This is a genomic window from uncultured Catenibacterium sp., from assembly GCF_900540665.1.
Classification (GTDB): domain Bacteria; phylum Bacillota_I; class Bacilli_A; order Erysipelotrichales; family Coprobacillaceae; genus Catenibacterium.
Genome location: NZ_UQGV01000072.1, coordinates 1 through 12,091, shown reverse-complemented (window position 1 = coordinate 12,091; position 12,091 = coordinate 1). Strand labels below are relative to the sequence as shown.

11 protein-coding genes are annotated in these 12,091 nt (G+C 32.5%); 1 reads left to right on the top strand and 10 read right to left on the bottom strand.

What is annotated here, in order from left to right:
* Window positions 1-78 precede the first annotated feature (78 nt).
* From rnmV to QZQ55_RS09070, 5 genes are all read right to left on the bottom strand, one after another.
* Window positions 79-603, bottom strand: a complete 525-nt coding sequence (gene rnmV, locus QZQ55_RS09090) for a ribonuclease M5 (RefSeq protein WP_295092605.1) — start codon at window positions 601-603, stop codon at window positions 79-81.
* A gap of 9 nt (window positions 604-612) precedes the next feature.
* Complete coding sequence (locus QZQ55_RS09085) at window positions 613-933, bottom strand: hypothetical protein (RefSeq protein WP_295092602.1); 321 nt, start codon at window positions 931-933, stop codon at window positions 613-615.
* Between the two features lie 11 nt (window positions 934-944).
* Window positions 945-5,171: a 2-hydroxyacyl-CoA dehydratase gene (locus tag QZQ55_RS09080; RefSeq protein WP_295092599.1), complete on the bottom strand. Its 4,227-nt coding sequence runs from the start codon at window positions 5,169-5,171 to the stop codon at window positions 945-947.
* Between the two features lie 248 nt (window positions 5,172-5,419).
* Window positions 5,420-6,025 carry a DUF1349 domain-containing protein gene (locus QZQ55_RS09075; RefSeq protein WP_295092597.1) on the bottom strand — a complete coding sequence of 202 codons (606 nt, stop codon included), beginning with the start codon at window positions 6,023-6,025 and terminating at the stop codon, window positions 5,420-5,422.
* Between the two features lie 67 nt (window positions 6,026-6,092).
* Entirely contained in the window at window positions 6,093-7,193 is a 1,101-nt protein-coding gene (locus tag QZQ55_RS09070) for a Fic family protein (protein ID WP_295092594.1), read from the bottom strand.
* Window positions 7,194-7,610: 417 nt separating this feature from the next.
* Between QZQ55_RS09070 and QZQ55_RS09065 the strand changes: the two genes are divergently transcribed.
* A complete protein-coding gene (locus QZQ55_RS09065; protein ID WP_295092591.1) occupies window positions 7,611-8,024 on the top strand; it encodes a hypothetical protein in 414 nt (137 codons plus the stop codon).
* A 42-nt stretch (window positions 8,025-8,066) separates the two neighbouring features.
* On the opposite strand, the gene QZQ55_RS09060 is transcribed toward QZQ55_RS09065, so the two are convergent.
* The 5 genes from QZQ55_RS09060 to QZQ55_RS09040 form a co-directional block, all read right to left on the bottom strand.
* Entirely contained in the window at window positions 8,067-8,714 is a 648-nt protein-coding gene (locus QZQ55_RS09060) for a YggS family pyridoxal phosphate-dependent enzyme (protein ID WP_006504461.1), read from the bottom strand.
* A gap of 20 nt (window positions 8,715-8,734) precedes the next feature.
* Window positions 8,735-9,316 (bottom strand): DUF3793 family protein, encoded by a 582-nt coding sequence (locus tag QZQ55_RS09055; RefSeq protein WP_295092588.1) that lies wholly within the window; start codon window positions 9,314-9,316, stop codon window positions 8,735-8,737.
* Window positions 9,316-9,660: a class Ib ribonucleoside-diphosphate reductase assembly flavoprotein NrdI gene (gene nrdI / locus QZQ55_RS09050; protein ID WP_279079768.1), complete on the bottom strand. Its 345-nt coding sequence runs from the start codon at window positions 9,658-9,660 to the stop codon at window positions 9,316-9,318. Before nrdI ends, QZQ55_RS09055 begins: the two co-directional genes overlap by 1 nt.
* Before the next feature lie 375 nt (window positions 9,661-10,035).
* Entirely contained in the window at window positions 10,036-10,920 is an 885-nt protein-coding gene (locus QZQ55_RS09045) for a hypothetical protein (RefSeq protein ID WP_295092585.1), read from the bottom strand.
* A 327-nt stretch (window positions 10,921-11,247) separates the two neighbouring features.
* Window positions 11,248-11,922: a hypothetical protein gene (locus tag QZQ55_RS09040; RefSeq protein WP_295092582.1), complete on the bottom strand. Its 675-nt coding sequence runs from the start codon at window positions 11,920-11,922 to the stop codon at window positions 11,248-11,250.
* Between the last annotated feature and the right edge of the window lie 169 nt (window positions 11,923-12,091).

Sequence of the window (12,091 nt, the reverse complement as noted above, 5' to 3'; positions counted from 1 at the left end):
ATCTCTGAAAGTTTTTTTGGACCATACGCATAGCGTATGGTTTTCTATATAATAAGAAAGAGTCAGTAGATACTATGTCTACTGACTCTTTAGTGCATTAAGTACTTCTTCTTTTGTAATACCCATCATATTCAGTCTCTTAAATAACGCTTTCGCATTACCATAACCTAAATGAAAGGCATCATAGACCTGTAGTCTTCTCTTCTTATTACCTAATACATCTAAATCAATAAATTCATCCCAGGTAATAGATTCTTTAGCATCACTAAATGTGACTGCATTCTCTAATGCTTCAATAATTGCATCATGTCTTGCTTCCGCAATACCAAGCTTCTTCACACCCTTGGCATCTTTTTTTGCGACAAAGGCATGCTTCGCATTAGGAACAGCCTGAATGACTTTATTTCTAATCTGTGTACCAGGATAATCAGGGTCTGTTAAGACAATAACACCACGTGTTGAAGCAGCAGTCTTAATGAGAGATAGAATATCTTCGTTAATTCCTGACCCAGATGTTTCAATTGTATCTACATCAAATAACTGTTTTAGTGTTGCAGTATCTGTTTTACCTTCCACTACAACAACTTCTTTAATCTTTCTCACAATAATCTCCTAACTCAGTAAGTCAATCATACGTTCTATTGTACATTTGACATATCCCTGATCATAATAATAATCAAAATCTTTCTCAACCATTACAGTTAATATAAGGCAGCATGTATCATAATCAGCCTGTGAAAGGGTTATACCCTTCACAGGTTTCTTTTTATACTTGTAGTCGCCTAATTCTTGTAATACACGTCTATATATTACAGGGTTATCCTTACAGGCTAATTTCTTTAATACAGAAATCTTATTATAATTCAGTTTTGATCTTATAAAGCCTAGAATAGCCCTACCTCGCGAGGGCGGGGTGGAATGTCCATCTTCCATATCTTCCTCCACTAATTAGATGATTCCATGTTCTTAAATGCAGTTGATAACATCAATTTAATACGATTAAGCTGATTCGTTTCACTAGCCCCTGGATCGTAATCAATCGCAACGATGTTAGACTGTGGATATTTTCTTCTTAATGCCTTAATAACACCCTTACCTGTTACATGGTTAGGTAAGCAGGCAAATGGCTGCATACATACGATATTTGGTGCACCTTCATCAATGAGTTCAATCATTTCACCAGTTAAGAACCATCCTTCACCTGTCTGGTTGCCAATAGAAACAACTTCACTTGCTTTCTTAGCGATTTGATCAATAGGATGTGGTGCATCAAAACGATTTGATGCTTCTAATGCCTTAATCATATCTTTTCTTAAGAAATCTACTAATTTAATCGCAACATTACATAACTTAGCTGATTTCCAGCTTGCATCATAATGTTCATGTTCATATTGAGTATTGTAGAAACAATACTGGAAGAAGTCAATTAAATCTGGCATAACTGCTTCTGCGCCTTCTTCTTCAATAATCTTTACAATCTCATTATTGGCAGTAGGGTGGAATTTTACAAGGATTTCTCCTACAAGACCTACTCTAGGTTTCTTAATGTCTAGGAGTGGTAATTCATCAAATTCCTTTACAATCTGATAAACGTTCTTCTTGAATTCCTTCATAGAACCATTTTCAACGTTTTCTTTACATTTTTCTACCCATGATTCATATAATTCATTTGCTGAACCTTTGACCTTTTCATAAGGTCTTACACGGTATAAGACTCTCATGAATAAGTCACCATACATAGCCCCAATAATAACCTTCTTAGCGACTTTATAAGTAATCTTAAAGCCTGGGTTAGATTCTAATCCCTGTAAGTTAGCTGAGATAACAGGTACATAATCCATATGTGCATCCTTTAATGCTTTTCTAATAAACGCAATATAGTTTGTTGCACGACATCCTCCACCTGTCTGTGAAATAATCAATGCCACTTTATGAGGATCATACTTACCTGAATTTAATGCATTCATCATCTGACCTGCTACTAAGATACTTGGATAACATGCATCATTATTGACATACTTTAATCCCTGATCCACTGCTTCTTTATCTACTGAAGGGAGTACCACAAAATTATAGCCTTCTGAATTCATTGCAGTTTCTACAAACTGGAAATGAATAGGAGACATCTGAGGACATAGAATAGTCCATCTATCATCCTTCATTTCTTTTGTGAATGATACTTTTTCTGATTCATATTTATTTTCTAAGTGTACAGTATTGTCTTTCTTCTTCACTGTTGCTTTTAGTGATCTAATACGGATTCTGATTGGTCCTAAGTTAGAGGCTTCATCAATCTTAATAAGTGTATAAATCTTACCTCTGGCCTGTAATAATTCAGCTACCTGGTCACTTGTAACCGCATCTAATCCACATCCAAATGATGTTAACTGGATAAGTTCAAGATCTGGCTGAGTTGTTACAAACTCTGCAGCTCGATAGAGTCTAGAATGATATGTCCACTGGTCTACTACACGTAAGTCTAAGTTTTCTTTATTTAAGTTACATACAGAATCTTCTGTTAATACACAGAAACCTTCACTTGTAATTAAGCTTGCAATACCATGGTTGATTTCTGGATCCACATGATAAGGACGTCCTGCAAGGACAATACCCTTCTTATGGTTTTTATGCATCCATTCCAATGCTTCCTGACCCTTAACTTCAATATCTTTTCTTGCACGTGCTAATTCCTGATAAGCCTTATCAATCGCATTATGCATTTCTTTATCTGAAATATCATATTCAGCTAAAGATTCCTTCATCACCTTAAATAATGTCTTAGGGTTATTTAAAGATAAGAATGGGTTCTTATATTTCACATGTTTTTCTTCTAAGCTGTCTACATTGTTTCTAATAACTTCTGGATAAGAAGCAACAACTGGACAGTTATAGTTATTACCTGCATCTTCATATTCTTTTCTTTCATATGCTACTGATGGATAGAAGATAAAAGGAATACCTCTTTCAATAAGATTTTCAATATGTCCATGAGAAATCTTAGCTGGATAGCAGGCATTTTCTGATGGAATAGATTCAATACCCTTTTCATAAATCTTCTTAGAAGATCTTGCTGATAAAACAACTCTAAAGCCTAACTGAGTAAAGAATGTATGCCAGAATGGATAGTTCTCATACATATTAAGTACTCTAGGAATACCCACTTCTCCTCTTCTTGCATCATCTTTAGAAAGTGATTTATAACCAAAGATACGACCATATTTATAATCATAGAGGTTAGGTAGCTTTTTAGATGTCATTGGAAGGTTAGCCCCTCTTTCACATCTATTACCTGAAATGTACTCTCTACCATCATTAAATGATGTAATAGTTAACATACAGTTATTTGTACACTTACCACAGTTTCTAATCTTTGTATCATAGTCAAGTGCTTCTATTTCTTCTAATGAAAGAATAGTAGAAGGTTCATTGTCATCATTTTCAATCGCAATACGGGCCATACCATAAGCCCCCATTAATCCTGCGATATCAGGTCTTACTACTTCAATACCTGTTTCTTTTTCAAATGCACGTAGTACAGCTTCGTTATAGAAAGTACCTCCCTGTACAACAACATGCTTACCAATATCTTCTTTACTTCTTAGTTTAATTACTTTATATAACGCATTCTTGATAACTGAATAAGATAAACCTGCACTGATATCTTCTACAGAAGCACCTTCTTTTTGTGCCTGTTTCACTTTTGAGTTCATGAATACTGTACATCTAGAACCTAAATCAATAGGGTGCTTAGACTTTAATGCAAGTTCTGCGAATTCTTCAATCTTATAACCTAATGATTTTGCGAATGTTTCTAAGAACGAACCACATCCTGCAGAACATGCTTCATTTAATGAAATATTCTGAATGACGTTATCTCTAATAGTAATAGCCTTCATATCTTGACCACCAATATCAAGAATGAAATCTACATCAGGTTCATAGGCTTTTGCGGCAGTATAATGGGCAATTGTTTCTACTTCACCAATATCCACCTTTAAAGCAGCTTTAATAAGGGCTTCACCATAACCAGTAACACCTGCTTTCGCAATATAGCATCCTTCTGGAAGCATCTGATAGATTTCCTTCATCAGACTCATAATTAACTGTAATGGATTTCCTTCATTAGAACTATAGAAAGAATATAAAATCGCCCCCTGTTCATCAGTCATGATGATCTTAGATGTTGTAGAACCGACATCAATACCTAAGAATACTTTACCTTTATATTTCTTAAGTGTTCTTTTCTTAGTGATATGGGTAAAGTGTCTTTCTCTGAATTCTTTTAATTCTGCTTCATCATTAAATAATGGTTCTAAGACATTTGTAAGTTCTGTAGGAGAGTCTGAAAGACCTTCTAAGTCTTCAATAATCTTAGAGATGTTTAATGGATTTTCTACTTTTTCTTTCGCATTTAAACATGCACCCATAGCAACAAATAGCTGTGAGTTCTGTGGGAAGATGATTTCATCTTCAGTTAAACCTAATGTTTCAATAAAACGTTCTCTTAACTGATCCATGAAATAAAGTGGGCCACCTAAGAATGCAACAATACCTCTAATAGGCTTACCACAGGCAAGACCAGAAATAGTCTGATTCACTACTGCCTGGAAAATAGATACCGCAATATCTTCTTTAGATACACCTTCATTAATCAAAGGCTGAATATCTGTTTTCGCAAAGACACCACAACGTGATGCGATAGGATAGATTGTCTTATAGTTTTTCGCATATTCATTTAAACCAGCAGCATCTGTCTTTAATAAAGTAGCCATCTGGTCAATAAATGCCCCAGTACCTCCTGCACAAGTACCGTTCATACGCTGTTCAAGCTGTCCTTCAAAATAAGTGATCTTGGCATCTTCGCCACCAAGTTCTATAACTACATCAGTTTGTGGAATATATGTTTCTACTGTCTTTGTACATGCAATAACTTCCTGTATAAAAGAAATACCAAGCTTATCTGCAAGAGATAAACCTCCTGAACCAGTCATAACAGGATATAAATCAATATCACCCATCTGATTCTTTACTTCAATTAATAACTCATAGATTGTTTTTCTAACATCTGAGAAATGTCTTGTGTACTTAGAAAATAAGCATTTATCATTCTCGTCTGTTAAGTAGAGTTTTACAGTCGTAGATCCTACATCAATTCCTAAATAATACTTCATACTTCCACATCCTTTTCTCTTTTTGAGTATTATATCGAACCTATATTAAACGAATTTTAAAAAATAATCTAGTTTTTTGCATAATAAAATTACAAAATATAACGATATATACACAAAATTTAAGGATTTATAAGGTAAAATACAAACTCTGTCTCAATAACAATAGGTTAAATATAAAAAGGAGAATAATAGGACCTGAATTCATCCTAACATCCTCCTCATCAACATTTCTATACAATAGTATTCACCTAATCTGGCTGCTGTCCATCGTGTGCCTGCCACTGACATTCCATAATCTGCATATGCTTAAATACAGCTTTAAAAGATGATTCTTCTGGTGAACAAGCATACACTCCAAAGCGAATATTATCTCCGCCTTCATGAAGATGACAAACACGCATCTGAGAAAACTTCACCCCATCTGCTGAACATTCTATACAATAATCATCTTCTCTTCTACTTAGGCGATACCACATTTTCTTTACATCTGCACGAATTTCTGTAGTTGCCCAATCTGAATATCCATGGTTAGTTACAACACTTCCAAGATGCTGGAAGTCTTCATTCTCATATTCTATAGAACCTTTTAACCAGTTCTCACTATCTAAATAAAGTACAATACCGCACTGATCAAATCTTGTATGACTGTCTGCAAAATCTGTCTCTACAACAAAACTGAAATACTTTTCATCTGTTTCCATCTGTAGAACAGGCGCATTATCATTTCTAAAATGATAATAAGTTCTCTGCCACAAATCTGTATGTGGCTCTGTGACAATCTCAATCTTATCATCTGCGATTGTGAATTCTTTTGGTTCACGTATCCACTTAAAATTCTTAATATCGATATTCATCCTTCATCCCTCCGTAGAAATTATACCATTTTCTATCTATGCTTTTCAAAATATCACATCAATTATACTACCCAGCTACTTCTTTAATTTCCTTTTCGTGATTTATCGCAAATTCACTTAGTTTGTAGGAACGGATTCTCTTATTAACTAATATTGGAATCACAAATCCATTCTTCACTAACCCAGCCAATCTATTAATAACTGTCTTATTTGTGACTGATAATTGTTTACTTACTTCTATCGGAGTGAACTCTCCTCGATAGCTTGAAATCAACAATACTAATAATTCTTTTTCTCTCTCTTTTAAGAAAGATAAACTTCCAGCAATATCTTCCTCTTCAGAAGATAATTGTAGATCACATACTTTTCTAGAATACAACTTTACCATTCGCAGAAAGTAATTAATCCAAATTTCAGGATGTGGTGGATTCTCTCTTCCAGAATAATACAATGCAGGTAACCCCATTTGAATAGAGTCATAATATTCATTTACATCATATGCAAAATACTCTTCTAGTGAACCAATTCCATTGAAACCATATCCATTCAAATCCATAATATATCCAGATAATAATCTTGCGGTTCTTCCATTACCATCTTCAAATGGATGAATAGTTACCAATTGATAATGTACAACTGCTGCAACAATCAATGGATGATCATCAGTAGTATTGACATACTCTATTAACTCATCCAATAATGATGGAACATCACTATATTCTGGTGGAATATAATCCGGATTTCCTGTCTTAGAATCATATACCGCAAATAATACTCCTGGAGGCATTGGTCCTCTAAGTCCTATTTTTTCTTTAGGAGCACCTTTTTCAACTAATTTCTGAACATCTAAAATTAGTTTTTTAGATAACTTTTCTTTATTGTTCAACTTCTCTTCCAGATAATTCAATGCAAGAAAATAATTTCTTACTTCCTGTTCCGGCTTCAAATAATGTTTTCTTTCATCACTTTCAATGACTTCTTCCGCCTGTTTTTCAGACAAAGGATTTCCTTCAATCTTGTTTGAAGCATAAGAGCTTTTTTTCTTTGAATTTTTACGAAGCTTATTCATAACGATTGGGGAAAGTTTCACCGATGATACCTTGTATCTATTTTGCTCAATTTCTGTAATATATTTTAAGATTTCATTTGTTAATGTCACTTTAATCATAAAAAGCCCTCCTTTTATATAATTATACCTAGAAAAAGAGTTTTTTCACTATTATTTCACTATTTTTACACTATTTTTCACTATTCTTTCACTATTTTTACACTATCTATTCATTATCAAAGTGACGACTATACTTCTTATTTATTATTGTTTCTACATATTCTGCAACTTCTTCATCATTCTAAAATTCATCAGAATATTTATCTTTCGTACAACTTGGTATAAGTATTACAGAAACAAGCACTAAGACAACTAATATACGTTTCGTCATACCTGTATCCTCCATATACCTTTATTATAACAGCAGGATATGATGAAGTCGGTAAAATACATTTTTATAAAATTCACATTAATCTAAAGCCTTTCTATTTCTGTTACTATATAATATATCTATACAGCGAAAGGAATATTACAATTATGGACTATCTAGACTTTAGTGAAAATGAAGACACAAATTATGAATATTTAATTCTCTTCCAGGAAGACCTTGAAAATGCAGGCTTAAAAGATAAAACCATCTACAATCATCTATCTAATGCGAATCTGTTTATCACTGATTTTTTAATTTACCATATGGATGCAACTATGGAGGAAGGCGTTACTATGATTGGTGACTTCCTTGGAGATTGTTTTATACGTAAATGTATGTGGTCTACTCCTGCAACTGTTAAAACAACTGCTACAAGTTTAAAGAAATTTTATAAGAGTATGGCGGATCATGGAAAGATAGAGAAGAAAGACTATGATTATGTATGTCGTGATATTAAAGAATCTATGACATACTGGCAGGAATGTTGTGCAGAATATAATAATCCGGATTTCCTATACTAAACACAAATCCCTAGAAACTTATGTTTCTAGGGATGTTTTTAATTATTCATCAAATAGTGCATGACCGAGTCTTACCATTGTACTACCTTCTGCAACCGCAATAGGGAAGTCATGTGTCATACCCATTGATAGTTCAGTTAATTGATAGTTAGGATAAGATTCCTGCAGTTTAGTTAATAGGTCTTTAGTTGCTTTAAAGTATTGTCTTGTTTCTTCTACTTCAATATTAGGAGCCATCATCATTAATCCTCTAGGATTTAAATGAGGTTTATCTTTTAAGTAGTCCATAACTTCATTCATTTCTTCTTCATTAAAGCCATGTTTAGATTCTTCTTTCGCAATATTAACCTGTAATAAGATATCCATAACTAAATCATGTTTAGCTGCCTGTTTCTCTATTTCATCAATTAATCTATAGTTTGCGACAGAATGAATCATCTGTACCTTATCAATAATATACTTTACTTTATTGGTCTGTAATGTACCAATAAAATGCCATACACCTTTTCCATGGTAGTCTTCATACTTCTTTAAGAAGTCCTGTACTTTATTTTCACCATAGATCATAACACCACATTCTTCTAGCTTTTCTACTTCTTTTTCATCAATATATTTAGTTGCTGCAACAAGCTTCGCTGGTTTAACAGCTTCTAATAATCTTTTAGTTTCTGTTTCATTTACTCTCATCATTTATAACCACCTCGAAAATATTATAATTCATTTAAGGTAAAAGAAAAAGGCTGATTATCAGCCTGATTAAGGATTTGTGACAAAGAATAGCCCTGTTCATAAAGGAGTATGAATTCTTTTCTACAACAGTCAAATTGTTTAAAGAGACTTTCTTTTTCACGTTTATTTTCATATACCTTCCAATAGCCACAACATTGACACTTCTTATGATGTACAAACCCCCATACATCAGCAAGTGGATAACCCAAAAATAACCCTATTTCGTGTGGATATTGACTCATCTCAAGACGTTTCTCTAGATGAGATAGAATATCATGATCAGGATATTCGTATTGTTTCAGAAAGGATTGAATGTCTTTGTTAGTCATTAAGTATTTGAGTGAGGAAGGCAGATATACATATACTGTATAACGACCATGAGAGAAAAATAGATTTATTCGTAATCCTTGAAGGTTAAGAATCTGATCATAATATTCTACAAGTTCATGAACATCTGAATATCTATTATCAAGATGAAACATACTACCTAACTTACGCTTGATCAAGGTAGGTGTGCAATGCGTAAGAAGAAGATGTTCAAATTGATGATATCCTAAGGTCATTAAAGTAACTCTTTGATGGCTTCTACATCTTCATCAGTACCATCATTTTCTACTTTGTAAAGGCATGGAACATGATAATCTTCACTGATCTTATCACCAGCTAAACAATATGCTTCACCATATCCTGTATCACCAGAAGCAATAACACCTTTAATAGATGGATTGTTTTCTAAGAAATCTGATACTTCATAAGGAACATCTCCAAAGCCATCTGTATAAGTAAATAAGATATAATCTTCAGAAACCTTTTCTGTACCATCTTCAATATGTAATGCGTCTGTAATACCTAGTTTTCCAATTAATGTTTCTACATTTCCAGTTCTTGATGCATAGACTACTTTCATTGTTGACCTCCTGGTTAGTTCTTACTAACTATCTATAGGTTAGCATATACTAACTATATAATCAAGTGTTTTTATAAAATAAAAGACTGTTGAATATTCAACAGCCTCATATTTGTATCAACAAACAAAGTATATTAATTCTTTTTCTTATGCAAAAGATACATAGTTATTACAACTATAGCACATGCAGTGTATATGCTAAAAAGCACGTTATACAAGTCAAAATCCTGCCATGCATTAAATACATACATGAATATCTCTAAATTTATTAGAGTTAGTATATGACATCCATAAGTTACCAAAAAGAATAAAAATACTATCATTAATAATTTCTTTAATGTATTCATTTTATTATCTCCTTATAATTCATTAAGATTATGAACAAGTCACAACACCACCATGTTTTTCAGGATACCCTTTATGTCGAGATTTTTTTGTGAGTATTATTCCTGCAGAAGACATACCTCTAGATATACTAATTCCAAATCCTGTTGGAACTATAGATGATTTATGACTATATAAGTAACGCACATTGAAATATTTTAATTTTCCACTTACTACTCCTGTTATAGAAAAAGATCCCTTATACAAATACGCATAGTATTGATCACCTTTTATTCTTAAAGGAAATGACCATCCGTATGAACCAATAACATCTTGATCACCTTTCTTAACCGCTGACTTCGTCCATCTTTTTACACTCTTAGAGGATTTGAATTCCTTGTATTTTAATGAAGAAGTAACGGATGAAACTTCCTTAAAAATATGATTATTATCTGCTTCATATGCCATCGCAAAAGCATCACTTCCATAATCTTCAGGTGTTCCATTCCAGCTAAAGCTTACTGTTGCTTTTACAGTAGACAATCCTGTTTTCGCATCATAACTTAATATATTCTTCTTAACGCTAAACTTGATTTTTGAAGATGCTTTTACAGACATTTCCTCTGTTCCATCATAATTCTTTATCGCATCAATTTGAGAATTTGTATACTTATATCTTTTCAATTCCTCTCTTGATTTACCTTTTAATTTATAAATATGATTTTTAAAACAATCAATATCTTTTCTTGCTTTATTTAACTTCACTGCACTACTATGAGTTTCAGATAGCATGTATCTGGATTTAGTTATATTATATTCATTTTTTAAAAGAAGATATTGATTAATAACTGTATCATCTGAAGCAGACACTTCAGTATGAGCTAACGATACTGCACAAGCAGCAACTAAAAAAGAAAGCACAATTAATTTTTTCATATCTTAACACTCCATTTTTAGCGCAAATGTAAACGCTTATCTTATTTGAATACTCTCATGGCACTTGTATCTTTGTCAAAGTTTTTCAATATATAAAACAACATCCCAAAAAAGCAGAATATAAAATTAGTTATATATAAACAAAAAAACCTCTTTTCTCTTATAAACAATTTAAAATGCATTTTTAATAAATCATTCATTTCTTAACCACCCTTTTTAAATTTTGTATTATACATTTTAAGACTTATACAATTAATTACTAATATTAAATTAGATAAATTACTCAATAAAAGATAAAAAGGAGGAAAAAGTGTGCTCTCCTTCAAATTATTTCAGGAATTTCTTCTTATAGTAATCATCAGAAACAACATGATAAATATTATAAAGTGAATACTCTTCACCATTGACTACATAAGTTAAACTAGAGATGTTAGGCTTTTCCACTCTTGTTTTTAACTGGATACATTTATTAGATACTTTCTCTAATGATTTCAACTCTTCACCATATACCTTAAAGTCATATGCTTCTATAGGCTGTGTAAAGTTCACTTTGTAAGTATAGTCTGTAGGGAATGACTTAGGACTTGGATACTCACCTTTTCCATGATGTTCACCGAGTATATCTGGGGCATTAGGGTGATTAAAATTAATATGATGAACATCTTTAATAGTGAACTTCTTATCATTAACTGTCACAATAATATCAAAAACATATTCTCCTGGTGGTGTATGAAGATTGACTTCCAGCTCGTGGACATTATCTTCATCAACACTTAATGATACATCAGCAGTAATATTTGGATTAGTTGTCTTTGCGGAAGTAGTATAAGAATCACTTTTATCCTGAGTATAAAAACGATAATAGAAAGAAGAATTTCCATCATTACTTGTAGTAAAGATAGATGTATCTTCTAGATAAATTTTATGAGCTACTTTCTTTGATGTACAACCTTGAAAACAAATGCTGAACATTATGATTAATATAAGTAATTTGTTTTTCATAGATTGTCATCCTTTCTATCAAAATAATAAAAGAGTAGTTTCAACCATGATAGTACGTAAGTTTTCATTATAATCCCTTTCCTTAGTTATGGTAATGTAATCGCTTACTATACTTAAATACTGTTATGAAATGACCATTGTCAAGACATAAATAAACTCTCACAACATT

Coding starts and splice junctions, on each gene's coding strand:
- QZQ55_RS09085 (WP_295092602.1), bottom strand. CDS start 933: ATGGAAGATGGACATTCCACCCCGCCCTCGCGAGGTAGGGCTATTCTA.
- nrdI (WP_279079768.1), bottom strand. CDS start 9,660: ATGAAAGTAGTCTATGCATCAAGAACTGGAAATGTAGAAACATTAATT.
- QZQ55_RS09055 (WP_295092588.1), bottom strand. CDS start 9,316: ATGACCTTAGGATATCATCAATTTGAACATCTTCTTCTTACGCATTGC.
- QZQ55_RS09080 (WP_295092599.1), bottom strand. CDS start 5,171: ATGAAGTATTATTTAGGAATTGATGTAGGATCTACGACTGTAAAACTC.
- QZQ55_RS09060 (WP_006504461.1), bottom strand. CDS start 8,714: ATGATGAGAGTAAATGAAACAGAAACTAAAAGATTATTAGAAGCTGTT.
- QZQ55_RS09075 (WP_295092597.1), bottom strand. CDS start 6,025: ATGAATATCGATATTAAGAATTTTAAGTGGATACGTGAACCAAAAGAA.
- QZQ55_RS09070 (WP_295092594.1), bottom strand. CDS start 7,193: ATGATTAAAGTGACATTAACAAATGAAATCTTAAAATATATTACAGAA.
- QZQ55_RS09045 (WP_295092585.1), bottom strand. CDS start 10,920: ATGAAAAAATTAATTGTGCTTTCTTTTTTAGTTGCTGCTTGTGCAGTA.
- QZQ55_RS09065 (WP_295092591.1), top strand. CDS start 7,611: ATGGACTATCTAGACTTTAGTGAAAATGAAGACACAAATTATGAATAT.
- QZQ55_RS09040 (WP_295092582.1), bottom strand. CDS start 11,922: ATGAAAAACAAATTACTTATATTAATCATAATGTTCAGCATTTGTTTT.